14 protein-coding genes are annotated in these 20668 nt (G+C 32.6%); 13 read left to right on the top strand and 1 reads right to left on the bottom strand.

The window, feature by feature from the left end; translation table 11 throughout:
• Window positions 1-82: 82 nt before the first annotated feature.
• The 6 genes from ROY99_14000 to ROY99_13975 all read left to right on the top strand — a co-directional run bounded on the left by ROY99_14000 (window position 83) and on the right by ROY99_13975 (window position 8197).
• A complete protein-coding gene (locus ROY99_14000) occupies window positions 83-568 on the top strand; it encodes a tetratricopeptide repeat protein (GenBank protein MDT3697491.1) in 486 nt (161 codons plus the stop codon).
• Window positions 569-667: 99 nt separating this feature from the next.
• Complete coding sequence (locus ROY99_13995) at window positions 668-1138, top strand: PTS sugar transporter subunit IIA (GenBank protein ID MDT3697490.1); 471 nt, start codon at window positions 668-670, stop codon at window positions 1136-1138.
• Between the two features lie 101 nt (window positions 1139-1239).
• On the top strand, window positions 1240-2496 hold the full coding sequence (gene hisS / locus ROY99_13990) for a histidine--tRNA ligase (GenBank protein MDT3697489.1): 1257 nt from the start codon (window positions 1240-1242) through the stop codon (window positions 2494-2496).
• 103 nt (window positions 2497-2599) lie between these two features.
• Window positions 2600-3337, top strand: coding sequence for a 23S rRNA (guanosine(2251)-2'-O)-methyltransferase RlmB (rlmB, locus tag ROY99_13985; GenBank protein ID MDT3697488.1), 738 nt, complete (start codon window positions 2600-2602; stop codon window positions 3335-3337).
• A gap of 469 nt (window positions 3338-3806) precedes the next feature.
• Entirely contained in the window at window positions 3807-5918 is a 2112-nt protein-coding gene (locus ROY99_13980; GenBank protein ID MDT3697487.1) for a T9SS type A sorting domain-containing protein, read from the top strand.
• Window positions 5919-6139: 221 nt separating this feature from the next.
• On the top strand, window positions 6140-8197 hold the full coding sequence (locus tag ROY99_13975; GenBank protein MDT3697486.1) for an agmatine deiminase family protein: 2058 nt from the start codon (window positions 6140-6142) through the stop codon (window positions 8195-8197).
• 198 nt (window positions 8198-8395) lie between these two features.
• Here the strand turns inward: ROY99_13975 and ROY99_13970 are convergent, their stop codons facing one another.
• Window positions 8396-9955 (bottom strand): sodium-dependent transporter, encoded by a 1560-nt coding sequence (locus ROY99_13970; protein ID MDT3697485.1) that lies wholly within the window; start codon window positions 9953-9955, stop codon window positions 8396-8398.
• Window positions 9956-10145: 190 nt separating this feature from the next.
• Between ROY99_13970 and ROY99_13965 the strand changes: the two genes are divergently transcribed.
• The 7 genes from ROY99_13965 (at window position 10146) to ROY99_13935 (ending at window position 20660) form a co-directional block, all read left to right on the top strand.
• Window positions 10146-10775 (top strand): sterol desaturase family protein, encoded by a 630-nt coding sequence (locus tag ROY99_13965; protein MDT3697484.1) that lies wholly within the window; start codon window positions 10146-10148, stop codon window positions 10773-10775.
• A 2-nt stretch (window positions 10776-10777) separates the two neighbouring features.
• On the top strand, window positions 10778-12469 hold the full coding sequence (locus ROY99_13960; protein ID MDT3697483.1) for a glycoside hydrolase family 9 protein: 1692 nt from the start codon (window positions 10778-10780) through the stop codon (window positions 12467-12469).
• Between the two features lie 176 nt (window positions 12470-12645).
• Entirely contained in the window at window positions 12646-13851 is a 1206-nt protein-coding gene (locus tag ROY99_13955) for an ATPase domain-containing protein (GenBank protein ID MDT3697482.1), read from the top strand.
• A gap of 15 nt (window positions 13852-13866) precedes the next feature.
• Entirely contained in the window at window positions 13867-16713 is a 2847-nt protein-coding gene (locus tag ROY99_13950) for a tetratricopeptide repeat protein (protein ID MDT3697481.1), read from the top strand.
• Window positions 16714-16890: 177 nt separating this feature from the next.
• Window positions 16891-18321: a glycosyltransferase gene (locus tag ROY99_13945; GenBank protein ID MDT3697480.1), complete on the top strand. Its 1431-nt coding sequence runs from the start codon at window positions 16891-16893 to the stop codon at window positions 18319-18321.
• Entirely contained in the window at window positions 18322-18774 is a 453-nt protein-coding gene (locus ROY99_13940) for a hypothetical protein (GenBank protein MDT3697479.1), read from the top strand.
• On the top strand, window positions 18765-20660 hold the full coding sequence (locus tag ROY99_13935) for a hypothetical protein (protein MDT3697478.1): 1896 nt from the start codon (window positions 18765-18767) through the stop codon (window positions 20658-20660). The genes ROY99_13940 and ROY99_13935 overlap by 10 nt, the downstream gene beginning before the upstream one ends.
• Window positions 20661-20668: the final 8 nt, after the last annotated feature.

The following is a 20668-nucleotide window of genomic DNA, read 5'->3' as shown; positions in this document are numbered from 1 at the left end:
ACAATACCAGGATCAAAAGGTTGTATTCTTAATTCCTTTTCATTATATATGTATCAGAATTGATTCAAAAGATTTTTTTATAATGGTAGAAAAAGATAAAATATTATTAGCAGTCGAATACTTTGATAAAGCTTTTAAATTTCATTTGGATGGAAATATAAACGAAGCAATTGAAGCATATAAAAAATCTATCGGTTATTATCCAACCCCTAAAGCACATACTTATTTAGGCTGGGCATTCAGTCTTAATGGAAAATTTGAAGAGGCGATTGAGGAATGTAAAATTGCAATTGATTTGGACCCGGAATATGGAAATCCATACAATGATATCGGCTCTTATTTGATTAATCTTGAAAAACATGATGAAGCAATATACTGGCTTGAAAAGGCAATTGAAGCATCTGATTATCAATCAAAACACTTCTCCTTTTATAATCTGGGAAAAATTTACGAAAAGAAAGGAGCCTGGTTTACTGCTCTCAGTTATTATTCTGAAGCTCTGAAAATCAAAGCTGATTATCAATTAGCAAAAGACGCATTTTTCAGATTAACTTCAATCCTGAATTAATGTTACAATTACTTAAACTGTTAATTGTAAAACTATCCATCCATCGTTAAATTTACTCAAGTAAATTCATATAATTTTTAATTTCTTATTTGAGCTAATATGAAAGTAAGTGATCTGCTAAAACCGGAGTTTGTTGTTCCTGATGTAAAAGGCGTATCAAAAGAAGATGTGATTAATGAATTGATTGATCTGTTTAAAAATGATAGTAAAGTTGAAGATATTGAGAAAGTAAGAGCTGCAGTTCTGGATCGTGAAAAAATTATGTCCACCGGGGTTGGAAAAGGATTCGCGATTCCGCATGGGAAAACAAATGCAGTAAAAGATATAATAGGTGCCTTTGGAAAAATTAATGAAGGAATTGATTATGATTCCCTTGATGGAAATCCGGTACAATTAATTTTTTTATTAGTAGGCAAGGATAATTTGATAAGCACGCATATTAAGCTTCTGAGCAGAATATCCAGATTAATGAATAAAGATGATTTCAGACACCGATTGCTTGAAGCAGATACTAAGGAAGATATAATTAAATTGTTTTCTGAAGAAGAAGAACATTTTCTTGAACTTTAATAATTGTTATCCTGAGCCGGTCGAAGGATAACCTGCCTTAATTAATTATTACTCTGTCACACTTCGACATTGCTCAGTGTGAAAATAAATCCAACTGATAAATGATTAAATCAATAACAGGGACAAAAGATATTCTGCCGGCTGATATTGCAAAATGGCAGTATCTTGAAGAACTATTAAGAGAAACTTTTCGTCTTTTTAATTACAAGGAAATTCGTACTCCGGTCTTTGAAGAAACAGCTTTGTTTATTCGTGGAATAGGTGAGGAGACTGATATTGTAGGAAAAGAGATGTACACTTTTAAAGATAGAAGTGAAACAAGCTTAACATTAAAACCTGAAATGACAGCACCAGTTGTACGCTCTTATATTGAGCATTCACTTGGGGCACAACAGCCGCTCACAAAATTGTTTTACATCTCACCGATGTTCAGACAGGAAAGACCGCAGGCAGGCAGACTAAGACAATTTAATCAGTTTGGTGCAGAAGCAATCGGCAGCAGGTCTCCTTTGCTGGATACTGAAATGATTCAATTAGCGTATGGAATTCTTAAATCACTCGGATTAAATAATCTTACTGTTAAAATAAATTCTTTAGGCACACCTGAAACAAGAGAAACTTATAAAAAGCTGCTTAAAAATTATCTTGAAGATAAAAAGAGTTTGCTATCCGAAGACAGCAGAAGAAGATTTGATACTAATATCTTAAGGATATTTGATAGTAAAATCGAATCAGATCAAAATATTATAAAAGATGCACCTAAGTTAATTGAACATCTTGATGATGAGAGTAAGCAAGATTTTGAAGTGGTAAAAAACCAGTTATCAAAAGCCGGAATTCCTTTTCAGATTGATACCGCACTTGTCAGAGGGTTGGATTATTATACAAAACTGACTTTTGAAATTGACAGCGGAAGTGTTGGAGCACAAACAGCATTATGCGGCGGTGGAAGATATGATCTGCTGATTGAAACACTTGGAGGTAAAGCAGCTCCGGCAACTGGATTTGCTGCCGGGATAGAAAGAATTCTTCTTGCTTGTGAAAATGAAAAATCACTTAATATTCCCGATCAATCAATTGATGTATATTTGATAAGAGTTGATTCTGGACTGGAAGATAAGATCGCTGAATTTGCTTCTGTTTTGAGAACACAGAATATTAGCTGCGATTATGATTATCTGAATCGAAGCGTAAAAGCACAAATGCGTGAAGCAAATAAAATGAATACAAAGTATGTATTATTTGTCGGCGGCGATGAATATAAAAAAGAATTACTGAAGCTTAAGGATATGTCATCTGGTGTTGAAGAGATAATTGCTCTAAGCGAATTCAATACACTTTATGCAAAACTTAAGTGAAGAACTGTTTAGTATTAGTAGTGTAGAGAAATTAAAATTAATAGTTTGATATACAGTACCTCAGTTTTGCTTAACGCTATAATTAAGAATTCCTGAATATTTTATGAACATAATAATCGGAAGAAAACCTGTTCTAGAAGCATTAAATTCTGATGAAGATATTTCTCAGGTTTATATTCTGTTTGGTCAGCAGGGGGGAATAATTGATGCAATTCGTATTGCTGCTAAAAAAAAAGGAATAAAAATAAATCAGATTCCTTCTGATAAGTTTAAACTTATTACCAAAGATAAAATCGCTCAGGGTGTTGCTGCTGTTAAATCCTCGTTTAAGTTTTATTCACTTGATGAAATTATCAAAATTTCAAAATCGAAAGAAAGTGAAGCTCTTCTTCTAATACTTGATTCAATTCAGGATACACATAATGTTGGCGCAATTTTACGCAGTGCGGAATGCAGCGGCGTTGATGGAGTTATTGTTACCAAACACAATTCAGCACCTATTAATGAAACAGTTGCAAAAACATCTGCCGGTGCAAGTGAGTATATTAAAATAGCTCAGGTTAATAACTTATCTCAGGCAATTACCGAACTCAAAAAAAATGGTTTCTGGATTGTTGGCTCATATCTCGAAGGTGCTAAAGATTATACAACAGTTGATTACAAAACTCCGATTGCATTGATAGTGGGTAATGAAGAAAAGGGAATCAGAAAGCTTACTGCCGATAACTGTGATCATCTTGTCCGTATCCCGATGAAGGGGAAAATTCAGTCATTAAATGTTTCAGTTGCAGCGGGAATATTGCTTTTTGAAATAATCAGACAAAGAAATCTTAGCAGTTAACTTACTTTATGTTTTTGCTTAGTAAGCATGAATATTATTTTTAAGAAAACAGAATAAAATATTTAATGTTATCTCCAACAGTTGTTAACTTTTCATTATCACAACAATTCCAAATTCAAACGGACAAACAAAACTTACAATTACTTTTCATTTGATGTTTTGAGCGTTACAAAAACATTTTCCACTCAAACACCTGTATCTTTTTATGTATTATTATCAATTCACAGTTGGACAGAATATTGATTTATTCTACCAGATATTACTTTAAAAACTTTTTGAGTTTAATCAAATGAAGTTGCAGGCTTGGAAAACGAATGTAGAAATTCCTGTAGTTATGATCCGAAATTTATTTAAGTAACATATTTAGCTACAGACAAGGTTTACAGAGTGAGACTCGGTTTAAAGGATTATAATTGGTAATTTTATCAAAACAAAAGATAAATTTTCTCAAACAAATTTAAGGGATGAAATGAAGATAATTTATTGTATAACGTTTTCTGTATTAGTCTCATTTAATTCATTTACTCAAACATTACCGGTTCCCCCAAGATCACCAAATGCGATGTCTGGCTCTTCCTTTGTAAATTTAATCTGGAGTATGTCTTTAGAGGATAGAGAAGAACAGATATACTCTCAAATTACAACCGGAAACATTCCTGAGTTTATGAGACAATTAAATTCAATCACAGCTAATGTAAATATTGGCGGCAATAATCATTCAGTAAAATATTTTGCTATTCCCGAGTATCTTGCAGTTGGATCTGACTCAGATTATTTTTTATGTCCGATGACGCCGCTGCTTGCTCAAAGGATATGCAATTATCTTAATTGTACACTTCCGACAAAAAAAATGGTTGATCAGATTTATACTTCATCAACATTAAAATTGAGACCGCAGCCAATTCCTCCAACCGGTGCAATGACAACTGTTCCGGTTTTTTCACAGCATAATGATTCTGTTAAATCAATAAGATTTCCTGTTATCCCGCAATATCCGCTTGGAAGCTTAGTGGGTGGAACAAAGAAAGATGTAATAATATCGAACAGCATTTACCAAAATTTAAGACCAAACGTCCCAAAGCCTGTTGTAATTTATGGCTGGCATCAGTTGAATGGTTCTCCAATCCAGCCTGTTTACAACGGACATAGTGAAACTTATGCTGATTATAGCCATGGTATCCGTTTAGTTTTGGATTCAGTTATTGTTGATGGCAGCCCCACTACTTTTGCACAGCTTTTAGCTAATGCTAATTTGTGCAGTCTTGTCAGTGATGAAGGAACAATTTTAAAACCATATTATACTCTTTCCGGTAATGCTCCGCCTCCGCCTAAAACATTTGGAATAATTTGGAACTCACCTTCAAGCTTAAAGATTTTTGTTTTACCAACTCCGGGTATAACTTACAAAGCATTCTATGGAAATGATGGATTAACTTTTAATGATTCTACTTCTGCATTTACTGACAGTATAATTGTAAGCGGTTTGTCAATGGATAGCATATTCTTTTTCCGATTAAGGGCTCAGAATTCTGACGGTTATTCTATTCCATCTGAAGTTTTAGGGGGTATTACTTCAGAATCTAATTCTCAGGTTCTAATTATCAATGGTTTTGATCGCGCTTCTTCAGGAAACACTTACAATTTTATTCGTCAGCATGGAAAATCTTTTAAACAAAATGGTTATTCATTTTGTTCTGCAACAAATGATGCAGTTATTCAAGGGTTAGTATCGCTTCAGGATTATTCAATTGTAGATTATATTCTTGGTGATGAAAGCACTGCAGATGAAACATTTAGCAATACTGAACAGCAGATTGTAAAAAATTTTCTGAAAAACGGAGGCAACCTTTTTGTATCAGGAGCAGAGATTGCATGGGATTTGGATAATAAAGGTTCTTCAAGCGATAAAGATTTTATTCACAATTATTTAAAAAGCCAGTATGTATATGATGCACCAAATAATATTTCCGGAACATATTATCAAGCAGAACCTGTATCATCCGGAATATTTGATGGCATTGGTGTGATTAATTTTGATAACGGAACACAGGGAACTATAAATGTTCAGTATCCTGATGTAGTTAAAGGAGTAAATGGCGGAGTAAACTGTCTGCAATATTCTAATCTAACAAGTCAATTCGCTGCTGTTAACTTCGCAGGTATATTCCCCGGTGGTTCTGAAAATGCTAAAGTAGTTTTTATGGGTTTCCCTTTTGAAACTATTTATCCCGAAGCTAAACGAGATTTGTTTTTAAGCAAGGTAATTTCTTTTTTTGAATCACCCGTAAGTGTCTCTGATAAATTAACTTCGATACCTGAATCATTTCAGCTTTTTCAAAACTATCCAAATCCATTTAATCCATCAACCAGAATACAGTATGCAATAAACAGTACTCAATACGTTACACTTAAAGTGTATGATGTTCTAGGAAATGAAATTGCAGCATTGGTTGATGAATACAAATCCGCAGGTACTTATGAAGTTGAGTGGTCTCCAACTAATCTCTCAAGTGGAGTTTATTTTTATCAATTAAATGCAGGTGAATTAGTTCAAGTGCGCAAAATGATTTTGCTGAGATAAAATATTATCCCTTACCTTGCAACTTGGAAATGAAAAATAATCAGAGATTGGCTTTAGCCATATAAAGAGATTCATTAAATACAGGATTCATCTCCCTGCCACTTCCCGTAAGAAGAGAAGGAGAGAAATCCTTTCTCTTTTTAAGAGTTTGACTTAGGATGAGTTCACTTTAAAAAGAAAAGATATAATCAAATATTTTTCAATCAGAAATAGGATGAATTTTGAAAACTATTTATAGAATCCTGTTTTTCTTTATCCTTGTAACGCAAATTTATTTTGCACAGGATCTTCCTCATCAGATGACAGAAGAAGAAAAACAGTTATGGCAAAATTACCAGCCTTTATTATTTCCGGAATTTTCTGAACCGCCGCCAACACCTGTAAGAACTATGGCTGAATGGGAAGAACTGCAGGGTATATTAATTACCTGGACATCTTATACTTCGATACTAAGGCAGATAGTGGATTATGCTCAAGAAGAAGGATTAGTATATATAGTTTGCAGTGATTCCAATAGTGTTAAAAATTATCTTTCTGCCGGAGGGGTACCTTTAGTTAATCTTAAATTTCTTATCACTTCATTCAATTCCATTTGGGTCAGAGATTATGGTCCATGGAGTGTATATTCAGGAGTTTCTGATACATTAAAAATTATTGATTGGATTTATAACAGACCACGACCTCTCGATGATGTAATTCCGGTATTCTTTGCTAACTATACTGGACTTCCGATCTATCAAACAACAACACCTCCTTATGATCTGATTGCTTCTGGCGGAAATTTTATGACTGATGGACATGGTACTGGTTTTTCTTCAAAACTTATTTTAAATGAAAACTCTGGGAAAACCGAAGCACAAATCAATCTTATAATGAATAAGTTTATGGGGCTGGACAGATATATTAAAATGGAAACACTTCCTTATGATCAGATCCATCATATAGATATGCATATGAAATTACTTGATGAAGAAACATTACTTGTTGGTCAGTATCCACCCGGTGTTGCAGATGGTCCGCAGATAGAGGCAAATCTTCAGTATGTGTTAAATAATTTTTTAACCTGCTATGGAAGACCCTTTAAAGTTGTCCGTATTCCAATGCCTCCCGAAAACGGTCAATATCCACCTTCTGCAAATTACAGAACTTATACAAATTCACTAATTATAAACAAAACAGTAATTGTTCCAACTTATGAGTTACAGTATGATACAACAGCATTAAGAATATATAGAGAGGCAATGCCTGGTTATAGAATAGTTGGAATAAATTCTAATTCTATTATTCCTGCACTCGGAACAATTCATTGCATTACAAAAGAGATCGGAGTAACAGAACCAGTTTATATTTCACATCCAAAGTTAAGTGGTATTATAGTTTCATCTGATTCAATAGAAATAAAGGCATACATCAAAACCAAATCTGGAATAGAAGATGCTTTTGTTTACTGGACGACTGATACAACTTCTGGTTTTACTCAATTATCAATGAACGAAACAAATAGTGATACATTTAAAGCTTATATTCCTGCTCAGATAGATGGAATTGAAGTTTATTATTACATCTCAGCTTCTTCATTTAGTGGAAGAACTGTAACCAAACCATTAACTGCACCGGCGGGTTTTTATAGTTTTGAAATTTCTAATAACGTGCCGGTAGAATTGATTTCTTTTTCAGCAGATATAAATAATTCAGTGGTGACTCTTAACTGGAGAACTGCTACTGAATTAAATAACAAAGGCTATGAGATTGAAAGATTGCAGCATGGCAATATTGAAAAAATGAATGATTGGAAGAAAGTAGGATTCGTTCCCGGGTCCGGAACTACTACTGAACCAAAATTCTATTCATTTAAAGATGATCTATCGCATATAAACAATCCAAGTTTTACTCTTGATTACAGATTGAAACAGATTGATTACGATGGTTCATTTGCATATTCACAAGAAATAAAAATAGATGTAAATGTACCAAATGTATTTTCACTTGAACAGAATTATCCAAATCCATTCAATCCATCCACTAAAATAAAATACTCAATTCCCGAAGTCATTCAGAGCAAAATAGAAAAGTGTTTGGTAACATTAAAAGTATATGATATTCTGGGGAATGAGATTTCAACACTGGTTAATGAAGAAAAACCAGCAGGGAATTATGAAGTTGAATTTAATGCAAATAATTTGGTCAGCGGGGTTTACTTTTATCAGCTTAAGATTTACTCCGCAAATAACAATGACGGAGCTTTTATTCAAACAAAGAAAATGGTATTAATCAGATAATATAATATCAGTGAACAATACTAGTGATATTTGTCCGGATTGTAGTAATTGGACTAACAATCCGGATATTTTATTTAAAACAAGTTCACTGTTTTTTCTTTTGACCTTTAAATACTTTATAAAAAGTATATGTAACTAAAGTAATTATTATTAACCAGGCTGTTATTAAGAAAATGTAACCGGCAGTTGTTAAACCCATTATTTTACCTCCTTATGATTATTATCCCAGGCTTTTTTAACCATCCATAAGAATATCAAGGCGATCGACACCATTAACAATCTTGAACCCCAGATATAAGGAATATTTTCAGGTTTGACATTTTTAAGTAAAAGTGTGGGTAAAGCACTTTCGATAAACCACCAAATCATTAATATCATTAATATAACAGGGGTTATATATTTCATAATGTAATAAAAGAAAAATGGTATTTTAATATCACCGCCATAATTCATTTCTTTCCAGGCTTTATCTGCACCAAATACCCACATAAAAAGTATAGTTTCAACCAAAGCAAAAACAACAAGTCCAAAAGTGCCTGCCCAGTAATCCATTTCATCTAAAAAACCATATTTAAGAAAGAACACTACAAACTGAACAGCAATTAAAACACCGATTGCTAAAAACACTACAGCTTTTTTTCTGTTCATCCCAAGTTCTTCTTCGAGAAAAGCAACAACCGGCTGACCCATTGCAACTGAAGATGTTATTCCTGCAAAGAATAAAAGCAGAAACCACATAAATCCAAAAATGCTACCTTGTGGAAATGCACTGCTTCCAAAAATTGTGGGCATAGAAACAAACCCGAGGTTAAATGCTCCGCCTTTAGCGATTTCTTTTGTAGCATCAAGTCCAAAAAAAGCTACTGCAACTGGAATTGCAATTGAGGCACCAAGAATCACTTCTGCAAATTCATTTGTAGAAGAAGTTGTTAATCCGGATAAAACAATATCATCATCTTTCTTTAAGTAGCTTGCATAAGCTTGAATGGTACCCATCCCAACCGATAAAGTAAAAAATATCTGACCAGCCGCCGCCAGCCAGATGTTAGGATTTCCTAACGCAGAAAAATCAGGATTCCATATAAAACCGAATCCGTTTGCCACTGAATTTTCAGGATGAGCAGGATCAGGAGCACCTAATGTTATAATTCGAATCGCAAGTACAATTGCAAATATGAAAAGCAGTGGCATAGCTATCTTGGCAAGTTTTTCAATTCCTTTAGATATCCCTCTATATAAAACGAAAAAATTTATGAAAAAAGTTAAAAGCATTAAAAGATATGCTGTCCACATTGAACTGAATGTTTCTGAAGTTGTTATCCCCTGATAGCTTGATAAAAATCCTGCCATTGTTTCCTTGGTTTCGTTGGAATACATTCCTAATATTGAAAATAAGCTAAAACCAAGCGTCCATGATTCGATGTAAGTATAGTAAATAAGAATGGTAATTGAAATAAAAAGACCAATAGCACCAAAATATTTAGCAAGTTTATTTTTCCATAAAACATCAAACATACCGGGTGCACTGCCATGCTTGTATGACCCGCCATATCTACCGATTCCCCATTCAATCCACATTAACGGAATGCCAAGCAGAATGAAAAATATAAAATACGGAATCATAAAAGCACCACCGCCATTTTGAGCTGCTTGAACAGGAAATCTTAAAAAGTTACCTAAACCAACTGCATTTCCGGCAACTGCAAGAATCAATCCTATTTTTGTACCCCATTGTTCACGCTCAGTAACTTGGGTCATTTTACCTCCTGATATCAAGGAATTATAAATTTTAATATTGAATATTATGACTTTGAATATTATTTACAACTGAAACGGCAGATTGTTTTTAGTGAGATAAGTCAATGATCGTTATAAATAAATTAGATGGATTTTCAATTTTATTATGAATTATTAAATTTGTGCAGAAGAAATTTTGGAAGAGGTTTTTATGACAAAAAATTTTGTATCAAATAAAGATGAAACTGTAAGGATGTTTAAAAGTGATTTTATGGAAGCTCTGTCAAAAGTTCATCCTTCAGTTCCGGTTATAATATATTTACCCGTTATACTTTACATGCTTTATTTATCAATCTTTCAGTATAGTATTTCGGCTGGTAATATTATAGGGATTTTCATCTTCGGTATAGTTGTCTGGACTTTAACTGAATACTTACTGCACAGATTTGTTTTTCATCTCAAACTAAAAGGCGAGCTTGGCGAAAGGATTCATTTTATTTTTCACGGCGTTCATCATGACTATCCAAGTGATTCTAAAAGATTAGTGATGCCTCCATCTGTCAGCATTCCGCTTGCTGTTATTTTCTACTTCTTGTTTTTTTATTTAATAGGAAGCATTTCGGTTCATCCTTTTTTTGCTGGATTTTTAACAGGATATCTTTTTTATGATTTAACTCATTATGCTGTCCATCATTTTAATATGCATAATAAGTTTTGGCTTGCAATAAAGCATCATCATATCAAGCATCATTTTCAGGACCCTGCTAAAGGTTATGGTGTAAGTTCTCCATTTTGGGATAAAGTTTTTGGTACAACTTTTAAAGAAAAAGAAGAAAAATAATCTTGCTTATCTGTTGTTGTAAAGAGAGTAAAGATTTTATATGTCATTTTATTAAAGGTGTTATTCAATTAGTCTTTACTCTTTTGATTACTGCTAGCTGCGGTACAGTTAAAACAGAAGATATTTACATACACACAAGTCAAACAGGTTTTTTACCTGAGGATATTAAGACCGCTTTGATTCTATCCAATACTGATCTTACTGAAAAGGATTTTTCTATTCTTGATACTTCATCAGGGGAAACAATTCTAAAAAGAATGATTGATTCTTCAACTTATTCATTCGGTAATTTTGAATACTGTTTTGAAATAAATTTTTCTGATATCAAAAAACCCGGCAGATATAAAATTAAAATCAATAATATTGAATCAATTGATTTTAGAATAGATAAAAAAATATTTAATCATGTTAGAGATTCACTCAGCTTGTTCTTTAAAGTTCAAAGATGCGGACCAACAAATCCGATTCTACATGAACCTTGTCATTTATCTGATGCAGCATATTTAATAGGATATAAAGATTCTGTGGGTAAAGATCTTACTGGAGGATGGCATGATGCCGGTGATTATATAAAATTTCTGAAAACCACTGCTTATACATCATACATTTTATTGTTCAGTTATGAATTTGATAACACAAAATTTGGTTTTGATCTTGATAATAATAACGTTCCAGATATACTTGAGGAAGCAAGAGTTGGATTAGATTGGTTAATCAGGGCTAATGTAGATAATCAAAAACTGGTTATTCAGGTGCAGGACGAAAAAGATCATTCGGTGGGTTGGCGGTTACCTGAAAACGACTCATTACAGTTTAACAGACCTGCATTCGTAAGCATAAGTAAAAATTCAATTGGGTATTATTCTGCTGTACTTGCTATTGCCGCCAGGATTTGGAAAGAAAAATTTTATGATCAGGAATTTTCAGCCAAATGTTTGGATTTGGCAAGAAAATTTTATGAATTAAAAAACAATGTACCTGATTTTGATTCTTTATTTTCCAATCATTATCCGGATATAGATTTTAATGGTAAGCTTGCTTTAGCTGCTGTTGAGTTGTTTATTACGACGGGTGATAAAAACTATCTTGATGATGCTGTAAAATATGGTACATCTGCCGGCTCCGATTTTTGGTGGAGTGTCAGTCAGATTAATTCTTTGGCTCATTACAAAATAGCAAAGTATAAACCAGAATTTGCAAATTATATTTATCAGAACTTGAAGATGGCAAAAGAAAACTCCGATAAAGATCCTTTTCATATTGGGTTGGATTTTTCTTGGGGCACTACTAATTGTCTGTTAGGGATAAGTCTTCAATCAATTTTATATAAAGAGTTAACTCATTCAACAGAATTCGATTTATTAAATATTTATCAACGGGATTTTGTGCTTGGTAGGAATGCGTGGGGAGTTTCATTTATATATAACATTGGAAAAAAATTTTCAAAACATCTTCATTCACAAGTTGCATTCTATAATAATGGATACCTGCCTGGCGGGTTAGCTGCTGGACCAGCTCCAGATTCAGTATTAAAAACCAAAGAAATATTTAGAGGAAACTCTGATTATAATTTTTTTAATTCTGAACAGATTAAATATTTTGATGATTATAAAGATTTTGTAACTAATGAACCAACAATAGCAGGTAATGCTACTGCACTATTTGTTTTTGGATGTTTTAGTATAGCAGAATAAAAAATAATTCTAAATGCAAATAAATTTTTGAAAAATCAGGTTGTTGCATAATAATACATAATAAACTTTTGTCTCTGTTTAATCCAAAAAATAATAATGTTTTTATTGATTTATAGCTTAAATAAAAGCTTTTACGGTATAATTATTGGTAAAATCAACAAAAAAAAAATTAATTCATGAAAAAAAGCGTTCAACTATTTCGTTCGGGGATTCCTATTGTCGATAACGCATGGGGGGGATTTTATCATGGGGGGACTTATTTGCTTGTTGGGGAGCGTAAAACTGGTAAGACTCTATTAAGTTTACAATACGCTATCGAAGCAGCAAAAAGTAATGAAGTTTGTCTGTTTTTTACAAGTTCACGTCCAAAAGATTTGATCATTCATGCTGCTTCAATTGATGTTGATCTTGAAAACTATATAAATCAAAACCTCATAATAGTTGTAAGAGTTGCTCACCCATCAGATTCCGAAGAATTTAAAACCAGAGATGAATTACTGAATGATTATTTAAGTGATTTGTTATCAGTTATAAATCAGTATAAACCCGAAAAGATTATTTTTGATGAGATAACTCCGTATGTAGAGTTTGAGAATCTTAACAATTTGCAAGAAGCATTTGGCTCTTTAATTGAATCAATCGAAGAAGCAGGCATTACAAGTCTGTTGATTTTACGCGAACCTGCTGCTCAAACTTCCAAGATGATATTTGATATTCTTAATTCATATTCAACCGGCATTATCCATCTTCACAAAGCAAAAGAATCTGGTGAAGAACAACCGGGTATAATTGAAATCATTCCAAATATAGGACATACAGAAGGCTACTTTAAAGCAAATTATTTTATCGAACCTTATAAAGGAATAACAACAGATTTTAAATCTGCCAAAAAATCTACAAAAGAAAACAACTTGTTAGATATTACTGAGCTTCAGCCTTCAAAAACTTCATTAAATGCTATTTCGGATTTGTTGATTCCTAATATTTATTCCGTTAATGATTTCAAATTAATTGTCAATAATCAGATTGCACTTTACAAAACTACCGGTCAGCCTTTTACGATTGTTTCATTAAGATTAAACCAGTATAGTAATGCAGAAGTAAAAATCAATTTTGAACAATTGTTTAATGCTGTTAAAATAACCGCAGATAAAAAAAATAAGATATGTGTTATCGGTGAAAAAATATTTATTCTGTTAACAAAATCCGAAAACGGTATTGTTGAAGAGTTTATTAATAAAGTACACAGTTCACTAAAAGTTGAAACAAGCGTAAATGTATCTTATCTTGTTTTGAAGATTAACCAGTTTATGAATAGTGTTGAGGACATTTTTAACGAATTTGATCTTGAGGCAGCCAGAACTCAATTAAACCAGGGATAAAAGTGATAGTCTGTTATGAAATCATTTTACTCTCCACAGTTTTTCTTAATAATTTTCTTAATTAGTCCTTTTATCTTTCCTCAATCGCAGGATCCTGAAAAATTCAAATCTGAAGCTTTGCAATTAATGGATTATGGCCGTTACGGTGAGGCTATTGATCAGTTAAATAAGTATGTTTCAGCTGTACCCACTTCTGCTGAAGGTTTTAATCTCAGAGGTGTGTGTTACGAAAAGCGAGGAAATTTTGAATATGCAGTTTATGATTTTAGAACTGCCAAAAAACTAAAACCTCATGATAAAGAAGTTAATTCCAATCTTAACAGGGCAATCTCCAATTGGTATAAAATCCTTTATAATAAAATTGAGGGACATAAAAGAGAAATAGCTATAGACCCAAACTCTGCAAAGAATTATCTTGAGATAGGAAAGTGTTTTAAACATTTAGGTAATTGGAGTGAAGCTGAGGTTTGGTATGATCTGTATCTGGAAAAAGAATCAGCTTCAGCAGATGAAATTATTAGGTATAGTGAGATTCTGGCAAAAAATAATCAATTAGTTAAGGGTGAAAAAATCCTCAAAATTTACACAGAAAAATATCAAGATGATCATAGGTTACTTTCTAGATATGGATATTTTTTATTGTGGTTAGGAAAAAATAAATCTGCTGTTGATGCATTTACCAAATCGCTTGAAATCAGGCCCTTCTTTAAAGAAGCTATTGACGGGCTCGATATGGCTAAGGGCAAAGCTTATGTCTATTCAATTAACGATACCACTGTACGTTATAATTATGGTATTGCACCGGAATCTAAAGAGTATATAATAGATAAGTATTATAGATTGTTGAAAAGCAATCCTGAAGATTATGATACAAGATATAAACTGACTGAAGAATTGCTTAAAGCAAATCGGTTTGAAGAAGCTAAAGATCAGTTTAAAGTTTTAGCCTTAAATACAAATAATCTGCAAAGGAATGTTGAACTGTCTGAAAGAATTTTAATGCTGAGCAATTCTTACTATTCGGATAAGGTTAAATACTACGAGGATATTTTAAGTAAGAATCCTGATAATAAAACAGCATTATTAGAGCTTGCAAAATATTATTCTTATAAACAAGAATATGATAATTCAATTAAATTATATAAAAGATATTTGAATCTTGATCCTTCAGATAATGAAGTTAGGTTTAATGTAGCTCAGGTTTTAATGTGGCAGAATAATCTATGTGAAGCACTGGACGAAGTTGAATCTCTTATTAAACAGGGAAAGAACAAAGTTGAGTACTTGTTATTAGCAGCTAAGTTAAATTACTGGTTAAATGCTGACCCGATTAAAATAAAATCTCTTTATGAAAAAGTACTTATGGTTGATCCGCTTAATTATGAGGCTATGATTGGATTGGCAAATGTGTATTTAACAAATTCTGATTTTAATAGTTTTAGTGAGATTGTTAACGAAATTTCAAAAATTGACAGCACTTCAAGAGAGTATAAAAAATTACTGCAGGATTATTATATCATTCAAATGAATGTTGAAGAGAAAAAATTATTTGCAAAACTTGATGAAGCAAGATTTTTGGCTGCTGATAAAAATTATAATTCTGCAATTAAACTTTTTAATGATTACTTATCTTCTGTTGATTCAAATTCAAATGTTAAAATGGAACTTGCAGATATTTATATCCTTAATAATCAGAAGGACAAAGCAATATCGATTTATAAAGAGCTTTTAAAAAATAAGCCTGATTATGAAATCAGAAAAAAGCTTGCAAAGTTGTATTTATGGTCAGGCGATTCAAGCTTAGCATTAAAGGAATTTATAGATCTACATACCAATAATCCTGGAGATGTAGAAACCAAAATGCTGCTGGGTGATGCTTATTTGCAGAATCACCAGACAGAAACAGCAAAAATTATTTATGAAGATCTGCTGAAAGAATCACCAAACTCTCATATTATAAGAACCAGGTTAGGTTGGATTGATGGTACAGGAGAATTTTCTTTTGCTCAATTTCCTACTTATATACAATTAATTCCTAGAGCAGCATATTTCAATGATAATACAAACTTCAAATATTCAAATATTGGTCTTGGTTTCGATTTGGGAGTTACAAACTTCTTAAGCCTTGGTCTTTCGGGTTCTGCAGGTACGCTTTCTTCTAAAGATTTTAATGTAAGATTCAATCAGTTTAAGGGTATTGCGTACTTCAAAGTCAATAGATTTATTTCAGGTTCAGCTTCAATTGGACAGAATAGATTTATTGATGATAAGAACTCTGATTTATATGAAATCAAATTATCAGCCAGTAAAAAAGATATATTTGATTTTACAGCATTTGCAAATTATTCAGATGCAGTATTTATTCTCTACTCTCCTTTTCTGGTCAACAATCGGATAAGTGTAAATCATCTTGGTGTAATAGGTTCATATAAATTCAGAAATAAATTAATTATCTCTGGTAAGTTTCAATACTTTGATCTTTCTGATAAAAATTCAGGTAACCAACTACAGTTAAGATTAGGGAAAGAGTTTGAAAGTGATCTTAGTGCCGGTTATGAATATTTCTATTTTGATTTTGATAACACTGTTTCATTATACTGGAGTCCGAAAAACTTCGAATCCCATTCTCTTTGGGCTGATTGGAGTTTGTATAAAGATGAAGAAGTGCGATTTACAATTGGCGGAAAGGGCGGAATAATTCCTGAAAATAATTATCTATTATCCGAATTTTATGCAGAGTTTGATTATTTGATTATTAAATCACTGATGTTTCAAGCAAGATTTTTGACGGGTAGTTCATTCAGATCTGGAACAGGTTATCGCTCTAATTCCATTTCTGGAAGTTTAATTTGGAGTCTGTAATCTCATTAAAAAATTAATAGTGCTGCAATTTTTGTCGCTGTTTGATAATGATACAATTCAAATCAAAATCTAAAATTGGTAATATTTTGGTAGAAATTCTGTGTGAAAAAAAACTGTAAAAAATCGGTTTAATGGCATTGTTATTGAAAAATTTTTGCAAAACCATCTTTCGGAGAAATGAAGTTTAACCAAATCGTAGAGCGTGCTGTAATAACTATTTCAAACCGTGAGGAAGAAAAAAAAGGAGAAAATCTAGAGCAGAAGTATTTACGAAGGATTCTTATAAGCGGAATTATGTCTTTACTGCTTATTCTGATTATCATTTATTCTTTACCATACACTATACTATCATATAGTTCACTATTTGAATACTCGATAATTGTTGCTCTGGTAATTTTTCTCTTTATCCTTCTGGTAAGATATTTTGCAATTCTTATCTCAGCGTATTTGTATATAAACGAATATACATTTTCGTCTGTAAATGGATTTGCGCCTTTTGTTTCAATTATAGTTCCGGTGTATAACGAAGGAAAGATTATTCGTGATTCAATTTCTTCATTATTGAAACTGGATTATTTCAATTACGAAATTATTATCGTCAATGACGGTTCTACAGATGATACAAAACAAATTGCAGAATCAATGGTAGGGTTTCAGGATGCTCTTTATGGAAAGGTTTTAGTTTCTTTAATCAATCAGCCTAATCTTGGTAAGGCAAGAGCATTGAATGCAGGAATATTTTATTCAAAAGCAGATTATGTCCTTTGTATGGATGGTGATTCTCAGTTATCTCCTGAATCAATAAAAGTTGCAGTAAGACACTTTAAAGATCCTAAGATAGGTGCTGTCGCAGGAAATGTTAAAGTTCAAAACAGAAAAAGATTCTTTACAGATCTGCAGGCTCTTGAATATATTGAGGGATTAAATATGGCAAGAAGTGCTCAAAGTTACTTCAGATATGTTAATATAATCCCGGGACCAATTGGAGTATTTAGAAAAGCTGCCATTGAACAGGCAGGATTTTATTCGAGTGATACTTATGCAGAAGATGCTGATTTAACATTAAAACTTCTGTCAAAAGGTTGGAAAATTTATTATGAGCCGAAGTCGATATCATACACTGAAGCACCGGTTACTTTGCAGCAGTTATTAAAACAAAGATACAGATGGACAAGAGGAATATTGCAATCGATCAGAAAACACAAAAAAATTATGCTTAGTCCGGCTACACATTTTGGTCAAGCTTTTATTCTTTGGGTGATGTCTTATGAAGCGCTGATATGGCCAACAATGAATATTGCTGCTAATGCTTTTTTTATTTTTGCAGCATTACTGTTTGGGTTTTCTCACCTGATTTTTTTCTGGTGGGCGGGATTGGCGATCTTGGATCTTGTAACTGCACTATATTGTGTAGCTGTAGAGAAAGAAGAATTCAGACTTGTATGGTATGCGATTATTTACAGAATGTTTTTTATTTTAATCATCGATATTTGTAAAACCATGTCAACAATTGAAGAATTTTTAGGGATTAGAATGACATGGGGTAAACTGGAAAGAAGTACATCTGGTAAATCAGGTAAGATTGTCGTTAATACTGTAGGAAATTAAATGGAACTTATACCGATATTGTCCACTATTATTCTTGTTGCCACTATATGCACATTTATTCTGGCAGTTGGAGCCTATATACTCTATAAGATTAGAGAAGGTAAACAACAATATGCCTTTCAAACAAAACCTTCTACTGTAAAAGCTGAGTTAGTTATTCCAAGTGAAGCAGCAATTGGTAAAGTTTCAATTCAACCCGAGCAAAGGAGAACACTGCCTGTAGAACCTGGTATAACAAGAGAGGAATACACAAAACAACAACAGCCCGCTCAATCCAAATTTACTCCTGAGCCAAAAGAATATAAAGCTGAGGAATCTAAAGTTGAAAAACAAAAAGTTAGAATGCGTGTAAACTCTGGACGTAGTGATGAAAATAAATTCCTGAAATATACTTCTGAAGGGTACATCCCGACTCAGGAAGATAGAAGTTCAGGGGAACTGAAGTGGCGGTAAATAAAATCTTCGGGGTAAGGGTTAATCAATTCTTTATTATTTTATCTGGAATAGTAATACTTATTTCAGCCTTTCTTATATATTATTTTATATTACGCGGCATATATGGACGATTTGATATTGATGATGTGATTCCAAATCAATCTGTTATAGAAGACTTCCTGTTTGGAAAATCACCTGAAGTTGCAATTCTTTATTCCAAATACACAGAAAACACATTACCAATTGGAAGCACCTGGTTAAATGATAATTTATCAACCTGGAAAAAATTTCTTGATAACCTGAATATTAAATACGATGTAATTTCGGATAATACTGTTGAAACCGGTAAGCATTTCAAATATAAATTAATTGTTCTTCCAGGTACAAAATCGATAAGCAGCGAAGAAGCTTTACAATTAAAAAAATATCTGGAACAAGGAGGCAGTGTTTTTGCTACTGGTGGAATTGGTACCTATTCTGATGATGGTAAATGGCGGGGTTGGGAGTTTCTCAATCAGGTTTTTGGAATCCAATTCTCATACGAATTAAAACCAAACGAGTTTTCAAAAATTCATACTGTCTGTGGCAGTTTACCAATAACTGCTAATATTCCTACAGGATTTCCACTAAAAGTTGCTACATGGGATAGACCTATGGCTGTGGAAGTATTAGATCCAAGGACTACGCAAGTTAGCTTTTGGTATAATTACCGGCTCGATGATGGATTGGTACGCGAAGAAATAAAAAAATCTGCTGGTATTGCTTTTGGAAATTATGGTAAAGGCAGATTTATGTGGATGGGTTTTGAACTTAATTCTATAATTGGTGTTCAGGAAGACTACATATACTTCGAAAGATTGTTTAATAACTCAATCAAATGGCTTTTATATGCACCAATTGCTTATGTAAGAGATTGGCCTACAGGTTATGAAGCTGCTGCTGTTATTATTCCGGTTCTTTCAGAAAAAGTAGAAAATATAAATAATCTGCTGCCTGTTTTAAGAGATGAAGGTCTAACTGCTACTTTTTTTGTTGACCCGCTAACTGCAGAAATTAATAAAAGTATATTGAAAAATATTTCTAATTACGGTGAAGTAGGTGCATTAGTAGATATCGGTTTTTTAAATTCAATTAATGATAAAGATAATAAGCTTAATAATTATGATTTACAGCTTCAGAAAATTTCAAAGGCTAAAGGTGTTCTTGAAAACATTGTATCTAAAAGTGTAACTGGTTTGCTTCCATTGTACGGATTGTTTGATAATAACACTCTAAATGCAGTAGTGTATGCTGATTATAAATATGTATTAACTGATTCTCTTACAGACCGCTCTGTTCCAAAAACTATTATACGCGGTGATAAACGCATTGTTACAATGACAAAAACAGCACGTGATGATTATGAAGTAATTAGAGATTTTGGTTTGACGATTCCTGATTTTCAGTTTTATACTTATCAGGAGGATTTAGACCGTACTCTATTTGAGGGTGGAATGTACATATTCAAAGTCCATACAGATTATCAGTGCAGGAGTGAAAATATCGGAGTTGTAAGAGATATAGTTAAAGACTTAAAACGAAAAAAGTTCTGGATTACCACAGCTTCTGAAATTCAGAAATGGTATGAAAAAAGGGACTATATTGAAATCAGATCCGATAGAAGAGGCAAATCAAGAGTAGCGGTTAAAGTTTCAAATCCAGGTGTGGAAAATATTAATAATCTTGTTATAGATATCGATTTAAATGATTTTGCAAATAATGTTACAATTGGATCTGAGTTAATCGGAACGAAACCGGCTAGTGTAAAACACAGTAATGGTTCTCAAATGGTTTATCTTTTTATAGACGATCTTAAACCAGGTGAATCAAGACAGTATTATATAGATTATGATCAAATAAAATAATTACCACA

Source organism: Ignavibacterium sp. (genome assembly GCA_032027145.1).
Taxonomy (GTDB): domain Bacteria; phylum Bacteroidota; class Ignavibacteria; order Ignavibacteriales; family Ignavibacteriaceae; genus IGN3.
Note: the sequence above shows the minus strand (reverse complement) of the source record. Positions and strands in the feature narration are given on the sequence as shown.

Bases quoted from the DNA above. Each gene is read 5' to 3' on its own strand.
- ROY99_13965 (MDT3697484.1), top strand. From the start codon at position 10,146: ATGACAAAAAATTTTGTATCAAATAAAGATGAAACTGTAAGGATGTTT.
- ROY99_13945 (MDT3697480.1), top strand. From the start codon at position 16,891: ATGAAGTTTAACCAAATCGTAGAGCGTGCTGTAATAACTATTTCAAAC.
- ROY99_13940 (MDT3697479.1), top strand. From the start codon at position 18,322: ATGGAACTTATACCGATATTGTCCACTATTATTCTTGTTGCCACTATA.
- ROY99_13950 (MDT3697481.1), top strand. From the start codon at position 13,867: ATGAAATCATTTTACTCTCCACAGTTTTTCTTAATAATTTTCTTAATT.
- rlmB (MDT3697488.1), top strand. From the start codon at position 2,600: ATGAACATAATAATCGGAAGAAAACCTGTTCTAGAAGCATTAAATTCT.
- ROY99_13970 (MDT3697485.1), bottom strand. From the start codon at position 9,955: ATGACCCAAGTTACTGAGCGTGAACAATGGGGTACAAAAATAGGATTG.
- ROY99_13995 (MDT3697490.1), top strand. From the start codon at position 668: ATGAAAGTAAGTGATCTGCTAAAACCGGAGTTTGTTGTTCCTGATGTA.
- ROY99_13955 (MDT3697482.1), top strand. From the start codon at position 12,646: ATGAAAAAAAGCGTTCAACTATTTCGTTCGGGGATTCCTATTGTCGAT.
- ROY99_14000 (MDT3697491.1), top strand. From the start codon at position 83: ATGGTAGAAAAAGATAAAATATTATTAGCAGTCGAATACTTTGATAAA.
- hisS (MDT3697489.1), top strand. From the start codon at position 1,240: ATGATTAAATCAATAACAGGGACAAAAGATATTCTGCCGGCTGATATT.
- ROY99_13980 (MDT3697487.1), top strand. From the start codon at position 3,807: ATGAAGATAATTTATTGTATAACGTTTTCTGTATTAGTCTCATTTAAT.